Source organism: Parashewanella sp. 2304DJ23-3 (assembly GCF_056591695.1).
Map to the genome: position 1 here is coordinate 36,754 of NZ_JBWQOH010000002.1, position 24,687 is coordinate 61,440.

At 39.1% G+C, this 24,687-nt stretch carries 23 protein-coding genes; 12 read left to right on the top strand and 11 right to left on the bottom strand.

Annotated elements, in window-relative coordinates; all coding sequences use genetic code 11:
- Positions 1-72: 72 nt before the first annotated feature.
- The 5 genes from AC1EU2_RS06075 to pspA all read right to left on the bottom strand — a co-directional run bounded on the left by AC1EU2_RS06075 (position 73) and on the right by pspA (position 3,950).
- Positions 73-1,119 carry a TIGR01620 family protein gene (locus AC1EU2_RS06075; protein WP_480297131.1) on the bottom strand — a complete coding sequence of 349 codons (1,047 nt, stop codon included), beginning with the start codon at positions 1,117-1,119 and terminating at the stop codon, positions 73-75.
- The gene (locus AC1EU2_RS06080; protein WP_480297133.1) at positions 1,112-2,557 is read right to left on the bottom strand and encodes a YcjX family GTP-binding protein; all 1,446 of its coding nucleotides are present in this window, start codon (positions 2,555-2,557) and stop codon (positions 1,112-1,114) included. The genes AC1EU2_RS06075 and AC1EU2_RS06080 overlap by 8 nt, the downstream gene beginning before the upstream one ends.
- Positions 2,558-2,626: 69 nt before the next feature.
- Positions 2,627-3,022, bottom strand: coding sequence for an envelope stress response membrane protein PspC (pspC, locus tag AC1EU2_RS06085; protein WP_129946519.1), 396 nt, complete (start codon positions 3,020-3,022; stop codon positions 2,627-2,629).
- Positions 3,006-3,248: an envelope stress response membrane protein PspB gene (gene pspB / locus AC1EU2_RS06090; RefSeq protein WP_129946520.1), complete on the bottom strand. Its 243-nt coding sequence runs from the start codon at positions 3,246-3,248 to the stop codon at positions 3,006-3,008. The genes pspC and pspB overlap by 17 nt, the downstream gene beginning before the upstream one ends.
- A gap of 21 nt (positions 3,249-3,269) precedes the next feature.
- On the bottom strand, positions 3,270-3,950 hold the full coding sequence (gene pspA, locus AC1EU2_RS06095) for a phage shock protein PspA (RefSeq protein WP_129946521.1): 681 nt from the start codon (positions 3,948-3,950) through the stop codon (positions 3,270-3,272).
- 174 nt (positions 3,951-4,124) lie between these two features.
- Between pspA and pspF the strand changes: the two genes are divergently transcribed.
- The 8 genes from pspF (at position 4,125) to fabV (ending at position 12,939) form a co-directional block, all read left to right on the top strand.
- Positions 4,125-5,198, top strand: coding sequence for a phage shock protein operon transcriptional activator (pspF, locus tag AC1EU2_RS06100; RefSeq protein WP_480297630.1), 1,074 nt, complete (start codon positions 4,125-4,127; stop codon positions 5,196-5,198).
- 30 nt (positions 5,199-5,228) lie between these two features.
- The gene (locus AC1EU2_RS06105) at positions 5,229-6,017 is read left to right on the top strand and encodes a hypothetical protein (RefSeq protein WP_480297135.1); all 789 of its coding nucleotides are present in this window, start codon (positions 5,229-5,231) and stop codon (positions 6,015-6,017) included.
- Between the two features lie 108 nt (positions 6,018-6,125).
- Entirely contained in the window at positions 6,126-7,757 is a 1,632-nt protein-coding gene (locus AC1EU2_RS06110) for an ABC transporter substrate-binding protein (RefSeq protein ID WP_480297137.1), read from the top strand.
- Complete coding sequence (locus tag AC1EU2_RS06115) at positions 7,754-8,785, top strand: ABC transporter permease subunit (RefSeq protein WP_480297138.1); 1,032 nt, start codon at positions 7,754-7,756, stop codon at positions 8,783-8,785. The genes AC1EU2_RS06110 and AC1EU2_RS06115 overlap by 4 nt, the downstream gene beginning before the upstream one ends.
- Positions 8,772-9,662, top strand: coding sequence for an ABC transporter permease subunit (locus AC1EU2_RS06120; RefSeq protein WP_480297139.1), 891 nt, complete (start codon positions 8,772-8,774; stop codon positions 9,660-9,662). The genes AC1EU2_RS06115 and AC1EU2_RS06120 overlap by 14 nt, the downstream gene beginning before the upstream one ends.
- A gap of 12 nt (positions 9,663-9,674) precedes the next feature.
- A complete protein-coding gene (locus AC1EU2_RS06125) occupies positions 9,675-10,685 on the top strand; it encodes an oligopeptide/dipeptide ABC transporter ATP-binding protein (protein WP_480297140.1) in 1,011 nt (336 codons plus the stop codon).
- Complete coding sequence (locus AC1EU2_RS06130; protein ID WP_480297631.1) at positions 10,660-11,433, top strand: peptide ABC transporter ATP-binding protein; 774 nt, start codon at positions 10,660-10,662, stop codon at positions 11,431-11,433. The genes AC1EU2_RS06125 and AC1EU2_RS06130 overlap by 26 nt, the downstream gene beginning before the upstream one ends.
- 303 nt (positions 11,434-11,736) lie before the next feature.
- Positions 11,737-12,939: an enoyl-ACP reductase FabV gene (fabV, locus tag AC1EU2_RS06135; protein ID WP_480297141.1), complete on the top strand. Its 1,203-nt coding sequence runs from the start codon at positions 11,737-11,739 to the stop codon at positions 12,937-12,939.
- A gap of 77 nt (positions 12,940-13,016) precedes the next feature.
- On the opposite strand, the gene uvrB is transcribed toward fabV, so the two are convergent.
- Complete coding sequence (gene uvrB, locus AC1EU2_RS06140) at positions 13,017-15,032, bottom strand: excinuclease ABC subunit UvrB (protein ID WP_480297142.1); 2,016 nt, start codon at positions 15,030-15,032, stop codon at positions 13,017-13,019.
- Positions 15,033-15,227: 195 nt separating this feature from the next.
- Here uvrB and AC1EU2_RS06145 point away from each other — a divergent pair, with 195 nt between their 5' ends.
- The 3 genes from AC1EU2_RS06145 (at position 15,228) to AC1EU2_RS06155 (ending at position 18,513) form a co-directional block, all read left to right on the top strand.
- Positions 15,228-16,109, top strand: a complete 882-nt coding sequence (locus AC1EU2_RS06145; protein WP_480297143.1) for a DUF6268 family outer membrane beta-barrel protein — start codon at positions 15,228-15,230, stop codon at positions 16,107-16,109.
- 97 nt (positions 16,110-16,206) lie between these two features.
- A complete protein-coding gene (gene ylqF, locus AC1EU2_RS06150; RefSeq protein WP_480297144.1) occupies positions 16,207-17,142 on the top strand; it encodes a ribosome biogenesis GTPase YlqF in 936 nt (311 codons plus the stop codon).
- Positions 17,143-17,208: 66 nt separating this feature from the next.
- Complete coding sequence (locus tag AC1EU2_RS06155) at positions 17,209-18,513, top strand: MATE family efflux transporter (protein ID WP_480297145.1); 1,305 nt, start codon at positions 17,209-17,211, stop codon at positions 18,511-18,513.
- Here AC1EU2_RS06155 and AC1EU2_RS06160 read toward each other — a convergent pair.
- The 5 genes from AC1EU2_RS06160 to AC1EU2_RS06180 form a co-directional block, all read right to left on the bottom strand.
- On the bottom strand, positions 18,510-19,319 hold the full coding sequence (locus AC1EU2_RS06160) for a class I SAM-dependent methyltransferase (RefSeq protein ID WP_480297146.1): 810 nt from the start codon (positions 19,317-19,319) through the stop codon (positions 18,510-18,512). The two genes, AC1EU2_RS06155 and AC1EU2_RS06160, sit on opposite strands and share 4 nt — an antisense overlap.
- 129 nt (positions 19,320-19,448) lie before the next feature.
- Positions 19,449-19,727, bottom strand: a complete 279-nt coding sequence (locus AC1EU2_RS06165) for a YeaC family protein (RefSeq protein ID WP_480297147.1) — start codon at positions 19,725-19,727, stop codon at positions 19,449-19,451.
- Positions 19,727-20,044: a zinc ribbon domain-containing protein gene (locus AC1EU2_RS06170; protein WP_480297148.1), complete on the bottom strand. Its 318-nt coding sequence runs from the start codon at positions 20,042-20,044 to the stop codon at positions 19,727-19,729. The genes AC1EU2_RS06165 and AC1EU2_RS06170 overlap by 1 nt, the downstream gene beginning before the upstream one ends.
- A 3-nt stretch (positions 20,045-20,047) precedes the next feature.
- Positions 20,048-21,175 (bottom strand): M14 family metallopeptidase, encoded by a 1,128-nt coding sequence (locus AC1EU2_RS06175; protein WP_480297150.1) that lies wholly within the window; start codon positions 21,173-21,175, stop codon positions 20,048-20,050.
- A gap of 536 nt (positions 21,176-21,711) precedes the next feature.
- Positions 21,712-23,856, bottom strand: a complete 2,145-nt coding sequence (locus AC1EU2_RS06180) for a hypothetical protein (protein ID WP_480297151.1) — start codon at positions 23,854-23,856, stop codon at positions 21,712-21,714.
- Positions 23,857-24,221: 365 nt separating this feature from the next.
- Here AC1EU2_RS06180 and AC1EU2_RS06185 point away from each other — a divergent pair, with 365 nt between their 5' ends.
- A complete protein-coding gene (locus AC1EU2_RS06185; protein WP_480297152.1) occupies positions 24,222-24,659 on the top strand; it encodes a hypothetical protein in 438 nt (145 codons plus the stop codon).
- Positions 24,660-24,687: the final 28 nt, after the last annotated feature.

A 24,687-nucleotide genomic window follows, 5' to 3' on the forward strand; every position in this document is an offset into this window, starting at 1 on the left:
TTTTATCGAAATTTTGCCCTAATTAACTTTTTTTAATTTGTAAAACCTCTGTTACAGGTAAACATTTAGGTTTTAATTTTTAACACTCTTGGCAAAGTTTTTAAGTTCGACAAGTAGAGACTTATGAGCTTTAGAAAGCCTAGGCTTATTTTCCTTATGAAATTGAATTGGCCTACAGAGTTCCATCGCTTGATACCCTAATCGAGCCGTTAATAAGCCACCCGCCAAACCTTGCCCTAACTTTGCCGATAACTTACCCGTAATTTCAAGAGAGAGCAGTTGACTGCCAAGATCAGTCAACAATTCACTTGCACCAGCAAATAAAATATTCGTGAATATACCTCTGATCAGTTTAATTCGACTCATATAACCCAATTCAATTCCGTAGCACTGAGCTAATTCATTCAGCATCTTTTGATTGCGAAGCAGGACTAGAAACATGTCAAGAATGGCAAATGGACTCACTGCCAAAAGAAGAGCTGACTCAGCAGCATATTTATGAACGATTTTTTTAGCTTTTTCATCCACGGCGCTCATAACCGTTTCATCGTAAAGTTTTAATAATTCAGAATCATTTAAGTGTAAGTGTGTAAGTTTATTATACGTTGAAACTGAGTCATCAAAGGCTTCAGGGAGTTTGATACCTGCGATGAATTTACTCACCTCTCCGGTTTGTACACTCTTTTCAACTCTGTCGGCCGTTTCTCGCTGACCTTCAATGTCTTTTAATTTGTTAAGTTTTTTATATTCTCTAAATAAACCTCTACCTGCCCAAGCACCAACCAAACCTATGGTTACTGAATATAAACCAAATAAAAATGGACTTTGTTGCCAAGCTTCTGAAAGCGTTAAACCTAACTCTACCATGACTAAAACAAAAACTGCCACGACAGCCCAGCGAGCTAATTTACTCCAAGGTCTGACTTTTTTTAATTTAGACTCTTGTTCAACATCGTTAAAAAGTGTCTCAAATTCAGAATCAGATAAATCATTGGTTTCAAATTTTTGAGGAGGTTTTATCAAGTCCCCTGCTTCTGGCTCAAGCAAAGACTCTAGCTCATTGAATTCTTGAGCTGGTTTTAACTGAACTTTTTCAGTTTTTTCATTTTTACTAATCAAGTTTATCTCCCAACAAAAACTGCAATAAGTGATCTAATCGAATATGTTCAAGCTTAGGTTTTACTTCACCTTGAAGTGATTTTGGAGGTGCGAAATTAACAAAGTTAAATCCCTGTTGTTGCCAAAAATCATTTTTAGGAAGTGCTTTAGGAACATCGCCGGGATAAAGCGTAGTGTCACTTCTATCATTATTTTTTTGGCCGAAAACAGCTTCAATCTGTTTCCCTTGATGAGTCACTAAGCCATGCTTTGTTGCTTTGATGGCGCTTATAGCCATCGTTTCAACATCACAACCTTTGATGCTGGCAAACTGACGACTTTCTTGTAGCATGTCATTGAGTAGATAAAGCAAATTAGTCTGTTGATCACGAGTAATATGGTCAACTTTACTGGCTGCAAAGAGCAACTTATCGATTCTCGGTGCAAATAGGCGACGTAAAATATTAGAGTCTCCAAACTGAAAGCTTGAAAGAATATTTGAAAGAGCAGACGCCATATCATTAAATTGAGCTTGGCCATTATTGAGTGCAGTTAAGCTATCAACTAATACGATTTGTCGATCAAACTTACTAAAATGATTTCGATAGAAAGGTTTTACGACTTTTTCTTTATAACTGTTAAAACGATGAGCTAAAACTTTAAAATAGCTATCATCATCGGTTTCTAAGGCAAATTGAGTCCACTGCTCAGAGGTAAGGTGCAACAATGGAAACCAGTTGACTAACGGTGAACCATCTAAATCACCAGGTAATAGCATTCTACCGGGCTGTGCCAAATAAAAGCCTTTAGTGTTTACCAAGTCAAGTAATGTATTTCGGTAAAGCTCAGCAATTTTTGTTATTTCTTCATTATCCGCTTTTGCGGTTAAGTCAACCTGATTTAGGGACGATAAAAATGCTGAGTAACAAGCTGACTGCTCTAACTTGTGCTGATTCTGTACTTGTTCAAACGACCACGTTTGATAATCCGTTTTCAACAATGGTAAGTCTAATAACCATTCCCCAGGATAGTCTACAACATCGAGGATTAAGGTTGAACGGTCAGTAAATTTACTCAAAACTCCCGATTTAGGCTGAAAGTGAATAGCCAGCCGTATCTCACTAATATTACGTGTAGAAGCAGGCCAATGATTTGGTGACGCTGTGAGTGAATTAATTCCACCTTGGTAATCAAAACTGGCAATCTCTAAATCAGGCTGTAATAGTCGTTCAACACCAAGCAATCTTTGCTCTCGAGCGACATGCCACAAAGGTAATGTTTGCTCTTTAAACATGTTACCAGAACGGAGCAATTGATTAACAAGTCCGGTGATAAACGCTGTTTTCCCGGCACCAGATAAACCCGTTACGGCCAAACGAATGTGTTTATCTGCGGTTCTACGAATGATCGTCTTAGTTTGTTTTTCAACTATAGAAATTGTTTTAGAAAGAATGCTCATTAAACGGATAACCCAGAAATAGAAAAGGCACTGGATATCTTGATATTCAGCGCCTTCGAGTAGAGAAAGTTATAAATTATCAATTTGGCGTTTCAAGTCATAACTGTCAGAAGTTACATGACGCTCCATGTTTCGCAATCTCAACTCTAAGGCACGAAACTGCTGATTTACGTCTTGAAGCGCCTGAGTCGCAGGCTCTCCAGCTTGCCAGAACTTCTTTTTAACTTCGATATCACGGTGAAGGCTATTTTCATCATGTGTTACTGACTTTTCATCAAGAATAAGCCACAAAACAACATACCCCACAAAGATGATTCCCGCACCACCCAAAAGGAAGATTGAAGCAGTAACAACACGAACTAACCAAGTTTCCAGTCCGAAGAATTCTGCTATACCTGCACAAACACCTGCAAGCTTCTTTTCTTTTGGATTGCGATAAAGCGTTTTTCTATTGCTTGTTGTCATCTCTGTTCCTCCATTCCGGAGACTCCGTATCCAATATCTTTTCTAAAGTTTCAATACGTTGCCCCATCTTATCAGCGGTACGAATTAGCTCATTAAGTTGAGCGAATTCATCTTCTGATAACCCCTGGCTTACTTGCTTCTTACTTTTGTAATGCAATATCAACCAAATAGGAGCCACGATAACTGTAAACAAGATAAGCGGAGCAATAAGTAAATCTCCATCCATTATTTATTCTCCTATCCTAGATTAAGCTTTAGTCTTATCTTTTTTAGCTTTAACTTTCGCTTTTAAAGCTTCAAGTTCGTTATTTACGTTTTCTTCTGCTTCTAATGCTGCAAACTCATCCGCTAGGCTGTTTTTCTTACCCATATCATAAGACTCAACCTGTGCTTCAATACCTTCAACACGACGTTCGTACTGCTCAAACTTAAGCATTGCATCATCTACTTTGCTTGAATCAAGCTGCTTTTTCACATTCAAACGCGAAGATGCTGTTTGAGTGCGCATAACGATCGTCTTTTGACGAGCTTTTGCATCAGCGAGTTTTTCTTGAAGTTGCACAACTTCTTCTTTCAAGCGTGCAATTTGTTCTTCAATCACAAGCAACTCATCAGATTGTGCTTTAACAACATCGCTGTACTTTTGCTTTTCCATTAATGCTGCTTTTGCTAAATCTTCACGATCTTTAGATAAAGCCAACTCAGCTTTTTCTTGCCAATCTTGCACTTGCTCTTCTGAACGAGCGATGCGACGGAGCAGCTCTTTTTTCTCAGCCAATACTTTTGCATTGGTTGAACGAACTTCTACTAGCGTATCTTCCATCTCTTGGATGATTAGGCGAACCATTTTTTCTGGGTCTTCAGCTTTATCTAATAAAGAGCTGATGTTCGAATTAATGATGTCCGCAAAACGTGAAAAAATTCCCATAATCTATTCCTTAAAGTGATTAATTTCAAAATAGTTACATCAGGCTTCGTGCCAACTTTTACTAACTCTTTAATTTCAACCACTTAAACATTTTTATAACTTTTTCTTTCAATTCTATCAATAGCGACTTATTATAATTTTCACCAAAATTTAGTGGAAAATACCAACAAGACCGTGGCGAATTCATTCAAGCAAGATAACCTTATTGGTCAATCTAATGCCTTATTAGAGGTTTTAGAGCATGTCTCACAAGTCGCACCGCTTTCTAAGCCCGTTTTAATTATCGGTGAACGCGGTACAGGTAAAGAGCTCATCGCCGAGCGTCTACATTACCTGTCTCAACGTTGGGATCAAAGCTTTATTAAGCTAAATTGCTCATCATTAAGTGAAAACTTATTAGAGAGTGAACTGTTTGGTCATGAGTCTGGTGCTTTTACCGGAGCAAAAGGCCGTCATGAAGGTCGTTTTGAGCGTGCAGACAACGGAACACTCTTCTTAGATGAATTAGCGAATACTTCAGGTTTAATCCAAGAAAAATTATTGCGTGTCATTGAATATGGCGAATTTGAACGTGTTGGTGGTAGTAAGACAGTTCAAACAGATGTACGCTTAATTTGTGCAGCCAATGAAGATTTACCTTCTTTAGCAGAGGCTGGTGAATTTCGTGCAGATCTACTGGATCGCCTCGCTTTTGATGTAATAACCCTCCCACCTCTTCGCTACAGAAAAGAAGATATCATGCCATTAGCGGAATACTTTGCTTTGGGCATGGTTCGACAATTGGATATGCCATTTTTTGCTGGCTTTTCTCGCTCTGCAACAGAGCAGCTCTTCGATTATGCTTGGCCTGGCAATATTCGTGAACTGAAAAATGCCATTGAACGGAGTGTCTATCGAAATGGGGCTGAAGCAACACCGATAGAAGATATCTGCTTAGATCCATTTGAATCGCCTTATCGACCAACCAAACGTGTAAAAACCTTATCTCAACAAGCTACACCACAAGTAAGCACCGTTGAAGTAACTGCAGCGGAATCAGAAAAAGATAGCGAAACACCTCCAACAACGGTAAACATCAGTTTTCCACTCAACTTTAAAGACGAAACAGAACGTTACGAAGTTGAAATTATTCAACAAGCGCTTGAGCAAAGTCAGTTCAATCAAAAGAAAACAGCTGAAAACCTTGGCTTGACTTATCATCAGCTACGAGGAATTTTGAAGAAGTATAATTTACTCGATAAAACTTAATAATAAGAAAAATATCAAGGATAGATAATAATGAAGAAAATAGTTATTTCACTCTTAACTCTATTGAGTTTGTCAGGTTGCGGTGGCAAAGATGCCGAACAAGTTAAAGAGGACGCTCTATTAAGAGTAGAAGTAAATACAAACAGTACTTCTGCAGATTCAAGCTTGGCAACCAATGAACAAAACAATGAAGTAGAGATAAAGCTTTATGAAATGGCGAAAAACTCTTCCAGCAGCGATCAACGAATAGTCGTTGAAACAAAAAATATCTTCACCTTAAAACTTAATGGTATCTCTTATGATTTAGCTGACCACTTCCAGTCATCTAACCTTTCTGGTCTGCCGAACCCGAGATATATTGTTAGTTTACCCAATAGCGATTTACAATCACTCGAAATAGACTTATCTCTGAACGGGAAAAACTATTCACTAATAGGTGAACTTTCTGCTCCTTTGTCCGTAATTAATCACACTCATTTATCTGAGAAGTACCAACCACTGGAAGACGATATTCAACTTGATTGGAATGCTACTGAAGCTGGAACTGAGATTAATATCAGTCAAAGCATCACATACAACGACCAAACATCATGTAACAGGGGTGAGTTTTCAACCACGCTACCGGCTGATGTCATCACCTATCACTTTTTTCAAGTCAGTTTTAACCAAGATTGTTCAGCTGAAAACAGACAAAAAGTCATAACCCGCAGTGTAATGACTCAATCTTATGACGCCTTAAAAGTAGATTTCAGTGGTTTTGAGCAAGCGACCTTAAGCTCAAAAAACCATTATTATTGGGATCATTCTTTAGAGTTTTAAGTTACCCGATTGTAGCGAGATCTCTCAAAGCGATCTTGCTCATTGCTCTTAAGTTTTGAAGACTGCTAAAATGGTCAGTTATATGAATTCAAAATAGTTTTACTTAGCATGAACAATTGTCTGTTCCGCTCAATATATAGATTGGTCGTTTCTGTAACCTTAATCTCGACATTAGTTGCCTGTAAGCAGCCCGAGCTTCCTAGTGGTTTAGTATATTGTTCTGAAGGTAACCCTTCGAGTTTCAACCCGCAATTAGTCACTTCTGGCACTACTGTAGATGCCACGTCTCATCAGTTATATGATCATCTTGTTGAATTTGATACTCAAACAGGTCATGTCACACCTGGGCTTGCGGTCAGTTGGGATATCTCTGCAGATCAAAAAACATATACCTTTCATCTAAGAGAGGGAGTTCAATTTCATCATTCTTCGCTATTTACTCCCACAAGAACGTTAAATTCTCAAGACGTTCTCTTTTCATTTAATCGAATTATCGATAAACAGAGTCCATTCCACTCTGTATCGAGCTCAGGTTATCCTTTTTTTCAAGGCATTGATTTCTCTGGTCTAGTAGAAGACATCAGTGCACCTAATGGAACGACTGTCGTTTTCAAATTGAATCATAAAGATGCGAGTTTTTTAGCTAATTTAGCTTCTGATTTTGCCGTCATTCTTTCACAGGAATATGCCACAAAGTTACTTAAGCAAGGAAAACCAGAAGAAATCGACAAACAACCAATCGGTACCGGTCCATTTATTTTTAAGGACTACGCTAAAAATGAATATATTCGCTATACACGTAATGAAGAATATTGGGGAGACAAAGCCAAGGTTCAGAACCTTGTTTTTGACATTACCAGAAAAAGCTCTCAACGCTTAGCTAAACTCATTACTCGAGATTGCAGTGTTTCAGCTCTCCCAAAGCCTGACGAGATTAAAGTAGTTAATCAAAATCATCATATTGAGTTACAGCAACAAAAAGGAATGAATGTCGCATATTGGGCATTTAATACCAAGAAACCGCCATTCAATAATCCAAAAGTGAGACGAGCCTTATCCCTAGCTATCAACAAAAAAGCAATTTTAAAAGCGGTTTATCACAACACCGCATCTGAAGCGAAAAGTATTCTTCCTCCAGCGTCATGGGCTCAAACGGATGTATATAATGACGTTTATAATCCTATAAAAGCCCGAAAGTTGTTGAAAGAAGCTGGTGTACAAAACTTAGAAATGTCAGTTTGGGCTATGCCGACTGCTCGTGCTTATAACCCTAATCCAATTAAAACTGCACAACTGCTGCAGGCAGACTTAGCACTCATAGGGGTTAGAGCAACTATTATTAGTTACGACTGGAGCGTTTTCTTAGACAAGTTAAACGCTGCCACTTATGATTCAGTGCTCATTGGTTGGGATGCAGACAATAGCGACCCAGATAATTTCTTCTCTCCATTTCTAAGCTGCGCTTCATTACGTTCTAATAATAATCGCTCCCATTGGTGTAACCAAAAACTGGACGAATTACTTGCTAAAGCGAAGTCAATGACCTCTCACCAAGACAGAAAAGTGATTTATCAACAAGCAGAAAAATTTATTTATAAACAAAAACCTATTGTTCCTTTGGTTCATAGTAATAGAATGATATTAAAAAGAGCAGATATTCAAGGTGTTCATTTATCGCCATTTGGCGGAATATCATTTGCACATGCTTCCCACGTGGCTGCCCAGGATAATAATAAATGACTTGGTACATTTTAAGGCGAATAAACCTATTTCTTGCGACTTCTTTAGTCATGCTAGCAGTTTTATTTTACGCCACCAGTTTGTTTCCAGTAGAGCAGAGTGTAGCGTTATCAGGCATCGTTAGTCCTACTGCAGAGCAGCAACAGCAGATTACACATTCATATCATCTAGACCAAAATGTAGCGGTTCAATTCTACGCTTACTTAAAGCAAAGACTCAGTGGTGACTTTGGTTTTTCAGTTACGTCTCAGGAACCCATAGTTCATGAATTGGCTACAGTTTTACCGGCTTCATTTGAACTTGCTTTTATTGCTGGAATTTTAGCTATTGCGGTTGGCGTACCTATAGGTGTTTTAGCATCTTTCAATCAACATAAAACATCTCAAAATGTCATTATGGCAGCAACTCTAACGGGCTATTCTTTACCCGTGTTCTGGTTGGGACTCATGCTTGCTCATTGGTTTGGTGTTCAAAAAGATTGGTTACCTATATCTGGACAAATTAATTTACTTTATGAGGTTGAGCCTGTAACAGGTTTTGTCGTAATCGACAGCCTTTTAGCAAGTAATAAATATGGCACTGCTGCATTTTATGATGCCTTGCATCACTTAATTTTACCGGCAATTACCCTTTCTATTTTACCCTTAACAGTCGTCATACGAATTACTCGCAGCTCCATGATCTCAGTAATGAACAAAACCTACATTCGTGCAGCCGAAGCAAGAGGTTTACATTGGTGGGTGATCATTTGGCGTCACGCACTTCCCAATGCGTTAGTGCCAGTATTAAAGCAATTAGGCGTAATGCTGGGCCCATTTGCGAGTTATGCAATATTGGTTGAGGTGAGCTTTGCCTGGCCTGGTGTGGGGTATTGGCTGGTCTCAGGTATTTATCAACGAGATTATACCGTGATTCAAGGTGGTATTTTTGTAGTCGCAATTTTGATCATTTTCTTAAACATTTTAATTGATGTGATTCATACATCAACCAACCCAATCACCAAGAAAGAATTTTATGGCACGAATTAAAATATATCAGGACAATGCCATCCCCTCTCCGGGAAAGCGAACTTGGCTCGCTTTTTCTGGAAACCCTTTTGCGCTTGTTGGCCTATGGGTTATGTTTTTATTGGCACTTATTGTTATTTTTGGCAGTCATCTGGCTCCTTATCCCGCCGAACTTCAAGATGCGAATGCGTTGCTGGTTCCGCCATCTTGGGATCCCAATGGAAGTGTCGATCATTTTCTAGGAACTGATGGTCTTGGGAGAGATATTCTCAGCCGCTTGCTTCATGGCGCTCATCTTACGTTTGGCTTGTCGTTCATCATTGTGTTTTTTGCGCTTGCTGTAGGCTTTTTTATTGGTTCACTATCAGGAATGATGAAGGGGTTAAAATCAAGTATTTTGGGCCACTTGCTTGATGCACTACTTTCAATTCCATCTCTCCTTATGGCAATGCTTGTAGTTGCAGTTCTTGGCACTGGCTTACAAAATGTATTTTGGGCTGTTGGATTAGCACTCATTCCTCAATTTGTTCGTGCTGTTCATCAAGCGGTCCATGAGGAGTTGCAAAAAGAATACGTTACAGCAGCAAAACTTGATGGTGCAAATCATTTTCAGATTTATTGGTTTGTCGTCATGCCAAACGTATGGGATGTAGTGATCATTCAGACTACCTTGGCTTTATCTGTCGCTATTTTGGATATCGCTGCACTTGGATTTCTCAACCTCGGCGCTCAAGCTCCAAGCTCTGAATGGGGAGCAATGGTGTTACAAGGAACAGAGCACTTTTTGATTGCACCATGGACAGTAACCATTCCTGGCTTTGCTATTTTAATTACTGTGTTATCCATTAATTTAGTTGGTGATGGCTTGCGCAGCGCACTTGCTCCAACAAGAGGCTAAAGGACAACTTTTATGCCACTACTTGATATAAGAAATTTAACGATTGAGCTTGATACTCCTCACGGAAAAGTTAAAGCACTCGAGCGAATCAGCTTGACGCTTAATGTCGGAGAAATTCAAGGGTTAGTTGGAGAGTCGGGTTCAGGGCGTAGTTTGCTTGCAAAAGCAATTATTGGTTTATCCGAACCTAACTGGACCGTCAACGCAGATAGATTGATGTTTGATGGTCAAAACTTGATGGCAATGTCCAATCGAGAGCGTCGTGCACTCATGGGCAAGCATATTGCGATGGTGTTCCAGGATCCAACTGGCAGTTTTGATCCCGCAAACGATGTTGGCTCACAACTGTTAGAAGTTATGCCTGTACCCAAAGGTACTCCTTTTTGGCGACGCCATTCTGAAAGAAAGAAACAAGCTGAAAAATGGCTCCATAAAGTCGGGATAAAAAACACCAAAGAAGTAATGGACAGTTATGCTTGGGAACTCTCTGACGGTGAATGCCAAAAAGCCATGATAGCAATGGCGATTGCTAACAAGCCACAACTTCTTATCGCTGACGAACCAACAACCAATATGGAAGCCAGTACACGGGCTCAGATATTTCGGCTGCTGAACCAGTTAAATCAGCTCCAAAACGTATCAATATTGCTGATCAGTCATGAATTAGAAAACCTAACAAAATGGTGTAATACTTTAACTGTCATCTATTGTGGTCAAATTGCAGAGTCAGGCCCGACTTCTAAAATCATGGAAAAGCCATTTCATCCATACACAAGAACATTGCTTGCTCACTTACCGAATGCAGAACAAAAGGTCGGACATAAATCAATGATGCAAACAATGCCTGGCTCTATCCCAGCTTTACAACACCTTCCCATAGGCTGCCGTCTTGGCCCTCGTTGCCCTAAAGCCGAACGTAAGTGCGTTAACCAACCTCTAATTGCCAAAGATAAAGACAGAAACTTTGCTTGCCACTTCCCGTTTAATAGAGAAACTGATAATGACGCCAATTCTAGAAGTTAAAAATCTTCGAAAAACCTATTATTCGGGCTACCGCGGTTTCAAACGACAAGTAAACGATGCGTTAAAACCGATTTCTTTTGAGCTGCAACCAGGTGAAACATTGGCCATTGTAGGCGAAGCTGGATCGGGAAAAAGCACGTTAGCAAAGATATTAGTCGGGGCTGAAAGTCGAACCGGTGGCGATATTTTATTTGATGGAACATCATTAGAAAGACGGAACGTGAAACAGCGCTGCCGATTGATCCGTATGATTTTTCAAGACCCAAATACCTCATTGAACCCTAGATTAACCATTGGAGAGCTCTTAGATGAGCCTTTAAAGTTCAATACGTTACTTTCAGAAAGGCAGCGTTATGACCAAGTGATGTCAACGTTAAAACAGGTTGGTTTACTGCCTGAGCACGCAGACTTTTATCCGAATATGATATCTGAAGGCCAAAAACAACGTGTTGCCGTGGCAAGAGCGTTAATGCTGAACCCTAAAGTCATCATCGCTGATGAAGCTCTCACTGCACTGGATTTGTCTGTCAGAGCACAAATACTCAATTTACTTATCGGTTTGCAACAGGACCTCGGATTATCTTTTATTTTTGTCTCTCATAACCTCAATATCATCAGACATATCAGCGATAACGTCATCGTCATGAAAGATGGTGAGATTATAGAGCAAGCCGAAACTCATGAATTATTTACCAACCCTCAGCACCCATACACTAAGAAGTTGTTACGAGATCAAGAACTCTGCTGACTGCTCCAACCACTGAATATAATGGCACTTTTTAACAAAAATCAGTGCCTTTTTTCGGTGAAATCATTATCCTAATGGCAATTTCTATGGGTAATTTTCAATAAAGTACCTGATGATAAGTTTTTTCAAATTTATGATGCACAGATTTAGTGCTATACAAGGCACAACGAAGGGCACATAGTTGTAGCTATGTAACTGGAGTTGTAACGCTGTAGAGTACTAAAAATGGGCGACAGAAAATGTAAAAACTTTCGATAAGGTACTAAAGCCCCTCGGCTCAACTTTCTAAATAGAAGAACGACTATGATTATTAAACCAAAAACTCGTGGTTTCATTTGTACAACCACTCACCCTAAAGGCTGCGAAGCTAACGTTCTTGAACAAATCAACATCACTAAAGCGAATGGCAAATTAAGTAACGGGCCTAAAAAAGTTTTAGTTATCGGTTCTTCAAGCGGTTACGGTTTAGCATCTCGTATTACAGCAGCATTCGGTAACGATGCAGCAACAATTGGCGTATTCTTCGAAAAGCCAGGAACTGAGAAAAAGCCTGGTACTGCTGGATTCTATAATTCAGCAGCATTTGATAAATTTGCAAAAGCAGAGAACTTATACTCTAAAAGCATCAACTGCGATGCTTTCAGCCACGAAGCAAAACAAAAAGCTATTGAGCTGATCAAAGAAGACCTTGGTCAAGTTGATATGGTGGTATATTCACTCGCTTCTCCAGTTCGAAAAATGCCTGACTCTGGTGAAGTTATTCGTTCTTCACTCAAGCCTATCGGTGAGGATTACTACTCAACAGCCGTTGATACCAATAAAGACTTGATTATCGAAGCCACTGTTGAACCAGCAACTGAACAAGAAATCGAAGATACTGTCACTGTAATGGGCGGACAAGATTGGGAACTTTGGGTTGATGCACTTTCAGAAGCAGGTGTATTAACTGACAACTGTAAAACTGTTGCCTATAGCTACATCGGTACTGAACTCACATGGCCAATCTACTGGCATGGTGCACTCGGAAAAGCAAAAATGGACTTAGATCGTGCTGCACATGCCCTTAATGAAAAGTTAGGTGTTAAAGGCGGAAGTGCAAACGTTGCTGTACTTAAAAGCGTTGTTACTCAAGCAAGTTCTGCGATTCCGGTTATGCCCCTTTATATTGCTATGGTATTCAAAAAAATGCGTGCTGAAGGCACTCATGAAGGTTGTATCGAGCAAATTAACCGCATGTTTAGCGATCGTTTATACCGTTTAGACAATGCAGCAGCTGAGACGGATGAGCAAAACCGCTTACGTCTTGATGACTGGGAACTTCGTGATGAGATTCAACAACATTGTCGTGACCTTTGGCCGCAAATCACTACTGAGAATTTAGCTGAGTTAACGGATTACCGTGAATATAAAGAAGAGTTCTTGAAACTATTTGGATTCGGCATCGAAGGTGTTGATTACGAAGAAGACGTGAACCCACAAGTTGAGTTTGACGTTGTTGAGCTTTAATCAATAATATCAATTCATATCAATAAAAATGCCGCACTGAGTTGCGGCATTTTTATTTCAACTTCTTAAATAGAGAATCAATCAGCCATTACCATTTGCTCTCTTAAACGCTTAACTTGATCTCGTAACTCAGCCGCTTTTTCAAACTCAAGATTTTTAGCGTATTCCAGCATTTGTTTTTCTAAGGTATCCATTTCCCGGCTGAGTTTCGCAATATCACGTACCTGATAACTCGCCGCCGGTTCAGCTACATTTCGAGTAGAAACAGAGCCTTGCTCTTCAACATCACCACCGACATCCATCACATCCGTAATGCGTTTAACCACACCTCTAGGGGTGATTCCGTGCTCCACGTTAAACGCATGTTGTTTTGCTCGTCGACGTTCCGTTTCATCCATCGCTTTCTTCATCGATTTAGTGATTTTATCCGCATACAAAATCACTTTACCGTTTATGTTTCGAGCAGCACGGCCAATGGTCTGGATGAGTGAACGTTCTGAACGTAAGAAGCCTTCTTTATCAGCATCCAAAATACACACTAATGATACTTCTGGCATATCTAAGCCTTCTCGGAGTAAGTTAATGCCTACCAAAACATCAAATTTACCCAAGCGAAGGTCTCGAATAATCTCTACGCGTTCTACTGTATCGATATCAGAATGCAAATATCGAACTTTCACCCCATGTTCATCGAGGTATTCGCTTAAATCTTCAGACATTCTTTTGGTTAATGTCGTTACTAGTATGCGTTCGTTAACTGCAACTCGTTTACCAATTTCAGAGAGTAGATCATCAACTTGAATCCCAACTGGACGCACTTCAATTTCTGGGTCAAGCAAACCAGTAGGTCGCACAACTTGCTCAGCGATTTCATCCCCACTTCTTTCAAACTCATAATCACTTGGTGTTGCTGACACATATATCGTTTGCGGCATTAATGCTTCAAATTCTTCAAACTTAAGTGGTCTGTTATCTAAAGCCGACGGTAAGCGGAAGCCATACTCAACTAAGGTCGTTTTACGTGAACGGTCACCCTTATACATTGCACCAATTTGCGGCACCGTGACGTGTGACTCATCAATGATCAATAAACCGTCATCAGGCAGATAATCTAACAATGTCGGAGGGCCATCCCCCTCTGCACGGCCGGATAAATAACGAGAGTAGTTTTCGATACCTGAGCAATAGCCAAGCTCTGTCATCATCTCTAAATCGTATTGAGTGCGCTCTGTGATTCGCTGAGCCTCGATTAACTTGTTGTTATCAAGCAATCGCTCTTTATATTCTTTTAATTCTTCTTTGATGTAATCTGTCGCTTTAAGAATGGTATCTCTTGGAGTGACGTAGTGCGTCTTAGGGTAAATCGTAGTTCGAGCTAGCTGCCTCGTTTGTTTACCTGTAAGAGGGTCAAATTCACTGACTCGATCAATCTCATCATCAAACAGCTCAACGCGAACAGCATCCCTATCAGAGTCGGCTGGAAAAATATCAATCACTTCTCCCCGAACTCTGAATGTACCTCTAGAAAGTTCAATATCATTGCGTTTGTATTGCAACTCACTTAAACGCTTTAAAATATCACGCTGCCCCATTGTATCGCCTTGACGCAAATGGAGTAACATTTTCATATATAAGTCAGGATCGCCTAAGCCATAAATCGCAGAAACTGACGCAACAAGCACTACATCTTTTCTTTCTAGTAAGGCTTTTGTTGCCGACAAACGCATTTGCTCAATATGAGCATTTACCGAGGCATCTTTTTCAATAAAAGTATTCGAGGCAGGAACATAAGCTTCTGGCTGATAATAATCATAATACGATACAAAATATTCAACTGCATTATGAGGAAAGAACTCTTTCATCTCGCCATATAACTGAGCTGCCAATGTTTTATTCGGTGCCATAATAATCGTTGGCCGGCCTAACTCGGCAATTACATTGGCTACGGTAAAGGTCTTTCCTGAACCTGTAACACCGAGCAAAGTTTGGCACGCTATACCTGATTCAAGCCCTTCTGTTAGCTGTTTTATCGCTGTAGGCTGATCACCTGCAGGCTTAAATTTTGACTCTAATTGAAAAATTGAATCTGTCACAAAAAACTCCCTTGAATTCGGCGATTCATTCTAATCAATGAATCGGCCTGTAACAATTATTTGTGATCTAAAATCAAATTCTTCCGAAATAGTCACGACTATTCGTCATATTTTTTATTAGAATCATTAAATGAATTCGTTGAATTTAATCTTTAGAGATAACCTTTAGAGATAATCATTATTTTAGGTAACCCGATGACCATAAAATCAATTTATCCTATTGCTCTCATTGCATTCTGCTCAACCAGTGTATTTGCAAAGCAACCAGCAGAGTTTTCAGTAACTGCTAGCAGTATATACAACGGTACTTCAAAGTTTGAAAATGACAGAACTGAGCTAAAACGAGATACTTGGATGTTATCTGCTGACTCTAGCTTCCAATTAGCACAACGCTGGAAACTGGGTTTTTCATTTGGTTATGAAAATGAAAATTTTGACTGGGATATGGTTCAGCTAACTTCATTTGCTGCACCAACAATTGCGCCTTGGGATAAAGTAAAAACCGTTAAGGCTTCTGTAACGCTGAGTCATATTTTAGATAGAAATTGGATTTTATCAGCTACACCCATCGTTCAATCTTCGTATGTTGATGGTTTATCAATGTCTGATGCTCATAGTTATGGCATCGTTACTTCCGGTTTATATCGCTTTGAATCTGGAAATATGGTTGGTGTCGGAGTGGCTTATACAAACGATTTGAACCGTGTAAGAACGATCCCCTATATAGCCATCAACTGGCAAATCAATGACAATTGGAAATTGGGTAACCCATTTAAGAGTGATTTTAGTGGCCCAGCGGGTTTAGAGCTTAGCTACCTTCTAAACAAAGATATTTCCTTTGGCGTTGGTGCCTCACTAAATCGTGACCGTTTCTTGGTCAGTGGAGAGGACATCAGTGCTGAAATTGAAGAAACCGTCACCTTTATAAGAGCAAGCTGGGATATTACGCCTCAATTCAGCGCTTCAGTTTATGCAGGATACAATTCAAACGGCACGTTAGAGTACAGCCATAATTTAGGTAAATTTGATCTTGAAGGACACTCTGCTGGCGCCCTTTCTTTAACTTATAAGTTCTAAATGTATTAAAAGGGGTTGAAAACGAATCAATCCCTTTAACTTCTTCCCCTCTTCCAGTTAAAATACGCTCCCTTTATCACTGACAAGATTTTTAAACATGGCAATACAATGGTATCCAGGGCATATGCACAAAGCCCGCAAGGAAATAGAAAAAGTCATGCCTCAGGTAGACCTCGTTATTGAGGTGTTAGACGCTCGCATTCCTTACAGTAGTGAAAACCCTATGGTTGCTAGTCTTCGTGGTGATAAGCCGTGTATTAAATTGCTCAATAAAAGTGATCTGGCTGACCCTGAAGTAACAGCTCGTTGGATTGAATACCTTGAGCAAGAGCAAGGTGTAAAAGCCAGTGCGATTACAACACTACAAGCGGCAATGGTGAAAAAGATTCCTGATTTATGCCGAAAGCTTGTCCCTCAACGTGATAAGGATGATAAAGACATCCGTACTATGATCATGGGCATTCCGAATGTGGGTAAGTCAACGATCATTAATACGCTCGCAGGTCGCGTTATTGCTAAAACAGGTAATGAACCAGCAGTAACTAAAACTCAGCAGCGTATTAACTTACGCAACGGCATTGTACTTTCAGATACTCCTGGGATTTTATGGCCAAAAGTTGATAACGAAAAAAGCAGCTATCGTTTAGCCGTCACAGGTGCAATTAAAGACACCGCTATGGATTACGCTGATGTCGCCTATTTCGCAGCTGAATACTTTTTAGAAGCATATCCTGAATACATTTGTGAGCGTTACAAAATTGATTCTATGCCACGAGAGCCTATTGAGTTACTCGAAGAGATTGGCAAACGAAGAGGTGCACTTCGAGGTGGCGGACGTATCGATTTACATAAAGCTTCTGAGCTACTTTTACATGAATTCCGCAGTGGTAAAATTGGTCAACTTACCCTCGAAACACCTGAAATGGTAGCTGTCGAAAAAGTAGAAGTAGCAAAAATGCTTGAGGAAAAAGAGGCTGAGCAACAACGTAAATTAGAAGAGCGTAAGAAAAAACACTCAGGCAAACGCCACTAAGTTCGAAAATAAAATTCCTTCTGCTATCTTTTAAGATTAGGGACGCTACTGGTTGCAGAAGGAATTATGAGTACAGCTTTATCCTCTTTATTATCGAGATATAAAAATTCTCTTGCGACAATATTTATCTTTATCCTAGGTGGCTTCACCAGTATTTGTTTCAATATATACTTATCAAGAACTGTCGGTCCCTCAAGCTACGGAAACTTTAAAGTAGCAGAAGCATTTTTCTATTTTGGAGGCATCATCGCCATTATGGGCGGTGCATCAGCAGCCCCTAAATTTTTACATTCGCAAGTTAAAAATACTCAAACCAATGGTTCATGGCACTACGTTAGATTTTATTCTTATTTATCACTTGCGGTAACTATAGCTTTAGGCATTTTGGTTTTTATTGGTCATGAATATCACATTTCTACTTTTGACGGTGGTAAGTATCATCCGATGCTTTTTGCTGTAATTGTTATTCCAATCTGTGCAATATCGAACCTTCTTTCAAGTGTTTTACAGTCAGCAGAAAAGCTAGAATTAGCATTTTTGCCCTGGGGATTCGGATATGCGACTCTCAGTTTAGTGATTTGTTTTATTTATAATACTTACTTTGGAGTGCTTAACGAACTTTCAGCGATTAGGTTAAGTATTTTTGTTGCATGTCTTCTCACAATTTTCAGTATCTTTTATATTAATAAATTCCGGTTAATGCCCATTAAAAAAGCACCTTCATATTTAAAGCCCAAAACATGGCTGGCGATATCGGTACCAATGATGATTGCGGCAAGCCTTCAATACTTAATGCAAAAGTTAGATATTTTTATGATTGAATACCTGGCTGATGAAATAGCTGTCGGCCATTATGCTGCGGCACAAAGTATCGATAATGTTTTTTATAATATTCAACTTGCGCTGATTGCAATCTTTTCTCCAAAAATTGCCAAAAGCCTCTCCGAATCAAAAGAGCAACAAACAAAAATCATAACCGTGGCATTTAAACTCTGCTTGTTATGTTGCATTCCATTCGCTTTTCTTGTGATTTATTTTGGCCATGATCTATTAATGATTTATCAACATGACACTCAGCTCGCTTATAACAGCCTAATCATCCTACTATTTGGCTACATATTAACAGCATTACTTTCTGCCGCCGTAGTGTGGCTTCAATACAATGGTAAAGCCAAAGTAATTATGTATTTACTTATCGCATCAACGATCATTAATGCTGTTTTAAATTGGCTTCTTATCCCAATTATAAATATTGAAGGTGCAGCAATATCGACGTGTATTGCCATGGCTGTATGTATTTTGGGGTTCTGCTTCTTTATCCAAAAAGAATTAAATTACTTTAGCCTTAAGCGAGCTCCTGTATTTGATTAATTCTTCTTTGCGATGGTCTCAACAAAAGGCATCCCCCACATTGCATAAGGGATATCTGGCAGATTGAGGCATAGTTTTTCTAATTCATCGATCTCGTTAGCTGTCATCCAGCCATTTTTTATGCTTTGTTTGCCTAACTCACCGTAAAGTAATGCACTACACATATTAATAAAATGCTCTCTGCTTTCTTCTCCTACAGGAGACCTTTCCCAAAACATTGATTGGTTTAAATGATCGAATCCAGCCTTGTGTAATTTCTCTCCCATGAACAATCCAACATCTGGTGATCCGCCCGATGAAATCACGCCGCGGTGAATAGCAAGCCTTGCTTTTTCCAAAATGTCAGACACTGGCGTCATAACAATGTAGCTATTCATGACTTCACGGGAAGCAAAGATACCATTGGGTTTTAATACTCTCACTATTTCTGATAATGCTTTTTCATGATCAGAAATATGAACAAAGACCGTTTGACAGAATATCAAATCAAAACTGTTCTCTTCGAACGGTAATTCATGAATACTGCCCAGCTTAAAGCTTAAGTTTTCTTTGTTCTGCTGTTGGGTGTATGACTTTGCGACTTCAACTTGAGACTCATTAAAGTCAATGCCGATAACAGTGGCGTTAGGGTTAGCATCTGCAAAACCAACGGTCACAGATCCAGGTCCACAACCAATATCGAGTATAGAAGTGGACTGTTTTACTAACTCTTTAATAAAACCACAGCATTTATCAAAGGTACGATTTCGTATCAGATATTGATTGAACTTCTGACTATCTCTAAACGCATAACTCTTATTAGACATTTACTTTCAATCCATTTGATTGTGAGGGAATGTCATTCTATGCAAACTTGACTTAATAGCTGTTGAACCAGATAGGTACAAAAAAGCCAAGAATCACTTCTTGGCTTTCTTATTAAACAAAGAGAGGTCTTAGAGATCTTTTTGTTTGAACTCTGCTATCGTCTCACCTTTAAACTGCTTTTTTAGTTCGGATTTCGATAACTCATTAATTTCGCCACCAGCCCCGATAGTAAAGTGATCGGTTTGTTGTAAATGTCTTGCCTGATACAACATGACAACCTGAAGAGTATGTTCTTTTTGCGCATCAGTTAACGCTGAGCCATCAGCCCATTTACCAAGCTCTGCGGCTGACTTCATTTTTTGATATACCTCTTCAGGCATATCATCAATTAACTTATTTAAATCCATCAAACGCTTTTCCGTTTATTCAAAATAATTCGAACTCGAGTAATAAGATAGCCAACAAAACCGAATACAAAGCACGCACTACCGACGTACATACGATTACCTTCCGCAGGCTCACCACCCCAAAACCAAATGACCACACCAGCAATAAACAGTGTCATCGCAAGAAAACTATGTAATTGTAATTGGCTCGCAAGTTTAATTTTTTTTATGTTTCGTTGTGCTTCTGTATCACCAGATGTCGACGCATTACAGGATGGACAATTCTTAGCAACACTGGACATGCGTTTACCACAACTTGGGCACTCGACTAACGCCATAATTTACCTCAGCTTATCAACGACTGCTAACATGGCGGTCAATGAAGCTTCACCCAAATATACGCTTCGCTCTGGTGACCAACCAACAAATGGATCCGGCAAGTCATCGTTATCTTTGAATGGCATTTCTAAAGTATTAGCTAAACACTCAAATGTATTCGCCACCCAATTAGAAGCGACTGTTAAGTTTGCTTTACCAGGCTCATCCTTGTCATACCCAAATTCTGTTTGGAAATCAGGACTGGCCATCAATAATGCTGAAACGAAATCGTTTTGAAGCTCTGCTAGACGTTCGCTGTAATTAGGAATGCCTTCAGCTCCTGCTACGAACACATACGGTAATCCTTCATCACCGTGTACGTCATAGAATAAATCCACGCCAGTTTCTTTCATTTTATTCGTTACGTAATAAACTTCAGGGCTTTTTTCTAATGATGGCGACTGCCATTCACGGTTTAGGTTTACGCCCGCTGCATTAGTTCTCAAATGGCCACGAACACTACCATCTGGGTTCATATTTGGCACAATGTAAAAATTCGCTTTATCTAAAAGTGATTTGGCTACTGGGCAATCTTGATCTAATAAACGTAGAAGAAGACCTTCAACACACCACTCAGCCATAGTTTCGCCAGGGTGCTGACGTGCAGTGATCCAAATGTTCTTTTTAGACGCATCGCCATCACCAACTTTTACTAGAGTCATATCACGGCCATCTAAAGTAAGACCAAGATGCTCAAGTGAAACTTCAGAATGTAATTGAACAGAGCTAACTAAATCTAGATGGCGCTCATAGCTATACGGCGCAAAATAAGCTATTTGAATGGCTTCACATTGCAGTTCAACTTGAATTTTAAGTTGTCCATCGACATATTCAGTAGGGATACGAAACCAGCTTTGACGATCATAAGTCGCTACTGCGTGATAATCTTCCCAACCTTTTGTGTAGGAAGAAGAACCCGCATTAATAATATTAAAGGTGTACTCACTACCAACCTCACCTTCAAATCGAAAGTTAAACCATTGGAAGAATTCACCACCTTCATCAGGGCGAATAGCAAGTTGAATGTTGTCTCGATCTTCAAGGTTAACAACCTGAATGTTACCGCCATCAAAGTTATCACTAATGCGCATATTTATTTTCACTTTTTAGTTTTTTAATTGCCACGCATTGTACAATATGCCCTAACAATTGCCCAGTAACCTATTTTCCTTATCACCATAATTTCAGTTGTTAGCGACAAGAAAAAAATATCGAACTGTAATAACCCAAAATCATGATTTATTAGATTTTATAGTGCGAGGCAATTATGGGAATAATCAGGAAGTATATAAAGAAAAAACCCAACGCTGCCAAAGCGATTCGTCTAGAGGCCGTTCCTAATTAGTCATTTCGATTTGTTACTGGCTAAAATTGGCAAGCTCGAGGCGCGAAGATAGAAGTTTAGTTAGCTAAATGAAAGATGAGTAACAAAGAGTTTGCCAATTTTAGGCGTAACCCGTAGGGCTGTGTATATTTTTCGTTTCTTCTGTGTTGCCAAATGCTTATGTAGAGCAACTACACCTCACATTCGTCGTCTTGAATAAACAAAAAATCTACTACAGCAAATCGAAATCGTTAATTGGGAACGGCCTCTGGGGCGTGCTGATCTTTTAGAGTTGAATTAAAATTAACCAGCAATCACTGCAGCTCGATGTGTTAGCGCTCTTGTTATTGGAGTATTAAGGTCATCAGGTAATTTAATATCTTCCATAGACTTAATTTTATTTTGTAATTCTTGAGGTAGTTGAGATAAGAGCTCTTTCATTGTTGACAGTAAATGCCCTGTTTCTGCAAGACGCATTTTTACCCCTTTTATCTCAACATCTAATGCTTCTTCTTGAACTTTATGAGCTTTCTTGATCCTCATTTTTTGCTCACGATGAAATTCGTTTGCAATTTGCATTCTATATATCTGCTCTTCAGCAAGTTTCTTTTTAAGCTCTTGAATATCTTTATCTAGCTCGGCTGCCTCTACCTTTTGTTCTGCATTTTCTTGAAGTTTCTCAGCAATATTCTCTCTAATTGGATCAATATACTTTTCTGCCTCTTCTAATTTTTTAGAAAACTCTTCATCCTTTTCTGGCCACTTCCCACCAAGGGTAGTTACAAGTTTTATCGCTCCTGCAACTTTCTTAGCAATCGAAATCGCTTTTTCTTCATTCACTTTTAACTGATAATGCAATAAACAGAAAATAACATTTGCCATACCGTTATCTTTAATTGGTAGCGGTTTTTTGCCATCCTTAACTCTTTTATAATCGTATACTGCCACACCTGCATCAAAAACAGATTGAACTGTACTTCCCACAGCAAAAACAAGTAAGGGAACGGCCAAAGGCCCAGTTAACACAGTTGCAGCTATAGCTCCTCCAACTCCTATTATTGAAAATACTGACTTTAAAACTTTCTCAACAGCATTATGTTTTTTTAAATTCAATTTTGCTTCTTTTAAATTCTTTTTCGCTGTTTCAATCGCACCTAAAGCCTCATCTAATTCATTTTTAGCTTCAAGAGAGTAATCAATTTCAGATGGTAAGGGGACTTGTGAGGCACAAAAAACGTGAGTACTGTTACTCGTTTTCACTCTTTCTGTATTTGGCATTAACACAACATTTGAAGATGTTGTTGCCTCCAGCAGCTGGTTTAACTCAATTTTTGCATTATCGTCCTTAGCACCTATCGCCACCTTCCTTATTGCTTCACTTAGCTTTAAAAGTTCAATTCTTTCTAGACTTAACTTCTCTTTCAAGGTTTTGATCTGTAGAAGGCCTTCAGCTCTCTTCTTTCTTAACCTATTTTGAATCGCTTCTTCTGAAACATCTTGATTGGTATCATGCTCAGAAATATCTTTAGAGTCTTCTTCTAAACCGTCTTCATATACCTCTTTTAATTCTGACTCTTCCTCTAGTTTTCTGAGCTTTTCTTTAGTCATATTTATAGATTCAGCATACTTATCAAGCTTAGTTCCAGCTAAATCTAATAGCTTCTTGCTATTATCTAGAATTGTTTTAGGTTTTATCTTAGATTTTGGAGTCACTGAGTCAGCCCAAAGCAAACCAAGTGTTAGACCAGTTTTTATTCCAACAGATGTCCATCCTGCACATTTCTCTGAAGTTGCCTCCGAAACTTTGAAAGCTCTAAATAGTGCATAAGCAATATTCGCAACAGCATCACTTTCCATCGGTAAGCCTTCTTTGCCTTTGGCTTTTAACCCCCAATCAACAGCTGCACAAATTGTATCTGATACACAGGAAATTGCCGCAACACCAAAGATAGCTGCAGCAGCTATAGATAAGCCTCCTGTTGGAACAGCTAAACCTATTGCAACGGCTAAAGCTCCTATTGCGAAAACAGACTTAGCCAACTTGGTAAAAAAGGTTTTTTTCGCCATTTTTATCCCAGCAGCGTTTAATTCATTCTTAGCTTTTTCAGCCTCTGCTTGAGCTTGTTTTTTTTCATTTTCAGTATCTTCAACAAGCTGATCTCTGACATCAGCTATTTCTACTTGCAAATGATTAAACTGACCAAGTCTCGTGGGTATAGGGTTAGGGTAAGCTTCAATTGCATCACCTTCAGACTCAGGTGCATCAATTTTTATCGAAGGTATATTTTCGTTATATTCATATTTTGTTAGCGAAAAATCGTCATGCACTGAATCGTCTTGTTCATTTGTTGTATTTGGTAATTTCTTTGTCTCACAATTCAACCCTTGATCTTTAAAATCTCCGTACTCTGGGGCAAATGCGGGAATAAAAGCTCTTGATGGAATCATCTTTTCCTCCCACATTTAATCAGTTAAACAAGATATAATTTACTCTATTGCATTCGTTTAATTTATGTAGAGGGCTTGATCACATTTTAATCACCAACGATTATTATGAACAATATTTAATAACAGTATGATTTTTAAACAGTAAAAATATGTAACTCACAAAAATAGCTGCCACTGTGATCGAGCTCATCCAAATGTAAAAAACTAAACCTTCGACAACCATGACATTATAAGTTAAACCCTAGCTGGTTAGACCAATTTACAACTGTGTTCACTCATATTCAATATAACTCGATGAAAGATAGTGCACTCTTAAGAAACGCTCTAACCGTTATAAAATGAATGCATACTTTGGAAAGAAATCTATGAGTATTTCAGCGCAGAATACTACGACCTCTTCTGTCTATTCTTTAACACTCGAAGGCGAAACTCACACCCCAAGTAACCGTACCAACGGGTTAAGTCAACTAAACAGCAATCTTGGCATCTCAGAGCATTGGGCACAGATAGATCCACAGTTGAATTCTCTTGTTAATCAGCTAAATCAACTTTGTGAAGGATCTAATGGAAATTCTATTCCAACAATAAATATAGACAGTAACGACCTTTCCAAAATTCAACATGCAGATAAACAGCTGAAAGCTTGCATCACGGCAGTTAAAGATTGTATCGAGGATATTAAAACAATCAAAAAGCTCATGAAAAAACTGATTGAGTTTTTGGAAGATCTCATCGCTATTTTTCATGGTCAAATGCCACTACATTTAAAACACGAAACAGAGAAGCAATCAGAATACAGATAGCTACACCATAAACTCCACATCAGTAGCA

What these genes read in the sequence shown, in the direction of transcription:
- AC1EU2_RS06080 (WP_480297133.1), bottom strand. Translation starts at nt 2,557, where the DNA reads ATGAGCATTCTTTCTAAAACAATTTCTATAGTTGAAAAACAAACTAAG.
- pspC (WP_129946519.1), bottom strand. Translation starts at nt 3,022, where the DNA reads ATGACAACAAGCAATAGAAAAACGCTTTATCGCAATCCAAAAGAAAAG.
- pspB (WP_129946520.1), bottom strand. Translation starts at nt 3,248, where the DNA reads ATGGATGGAGATTTACTTATTGCTCCGCTTATCTTGTTTACAGTTATC.
- pspA (WP_129946521.1), bottom strand. Translation starts at nt 3,950, where the DNA reads ATGGGAATTTTTTCACGTTTTGCGGACATCATTAATTCGAACATCAGC.
- AC1EU2_RS06105 (WP_480297135.1), top strand. Translation starts at nt 5,229, where the DNA reads ATGAAGAAAATAGTTATTTCACTCTTAACTCTATTGAGTTTGTCAGGT.
- AC1EU2_RS06110 (WP_480297137.1), top strand. Translation starts at nt 6,126, where the DNA reads ATGAACAATTGTCTGTTCCGCTCAATATATAGATTGGTCGTTTCTGTA.
- AC1EU2_RS06115 (WP_480297138.1), top strand. Translation starts at nt 7,754, where the DNA reads ATGACTTGGTACATTTTAAGGCGAATAAACCTATTTCTTGCGACTTCT.
- AC1EU2_RS06120 (WP_480297139.1), top strand. Translation starts at nt 8,772, where the DNA reads ATGGCACGAATTAAAATATATCAGGACAATGCCATCCCCTCTCCGGGA.
- AC1EU2_RS06125 (WP_480297140.1), top strand. Translation starts at nt 9,675, where the DNA reads ATGCCACTACTTGATATAAGAAATTTAACGATTGAGCTTGATACTCCT.
- fabV (WP_480297141.1), top strand. Translation starts at nt 11,737, where the DNA reads ATGATTATTAAACCAAAAACTCGTGGTTTCATTTGTACAACCACTCAC.
- AC1EU2_RS06145 (WP_480297143.1), top strand. Translation starts at nt 15,228, where the DNA reads ATGACCATAAAATCAATTTATCCTATTGCTCTCATTGCATTCTGCTCA.
- ylqF (WP_480297144.1), top strand. Translation starts at nt 16,207, where the DNA reads ATGGCAATACAATGGTATCCAGGGCATATGCACAAAGCCCGCAAGGAA.
- AC1EU2_RS06155 (WP_480297145.1), top strand. Translation starts at nt 17,209, where the DNA reads ATGAGTACAGCTTTATCCTCTTTATTATCGAGATATAAAAATTCTCTT.
- AC1EU2_RS06160 (WP_480297146.1), bottom strand. Translation starts at nt 19,319, where the DNA reads ATGTCTAATAAGAGTTATGCGTTTAGAGATAGTCAGAAGTTCAATCAA.
- AC1EU2_RS06165 (WP_480297147.1), bottom strand. Translation starts at nt 19,727, where the DNA reads ATGGATTTAAATAAGTTAATTGATGATATGCCTGAAGAGGTATATCAA.
- AC1EU2_RS06170 (WP_480297148.1), bottom strand. Translation starts at nt 20,044, where the DNA reads ATGGCGTTAGTCGAGTGCCCAAGTTGTGGTAAACGCATGTCCAGTGTT.
- AC1EU2_RS06175 (WP_480297150.1), bottom strand. Translation starts at nt 21,175, where the DNA reads ATGCGCATTAGTGATAACTTTGATGGCGGTAACATTCAGGTTGTTAAC.
- AC1EU2_RS06180 (WP_480297151.1), bottom strand. Translation starts at nt 23,856, where the DNA reads ATGATTCCATCAAGAGCTTTTATTCCCGCATTTGCCCCAGAGTACGGA.
- AC1EU2_RS06185 (WP_480297152.1), top strand. Translation starts at nt 24,222, where the DNA reads ATGAGTATTTCAGCGCAGAATACTACGACCTCTTCTGTCTATTCTTTA.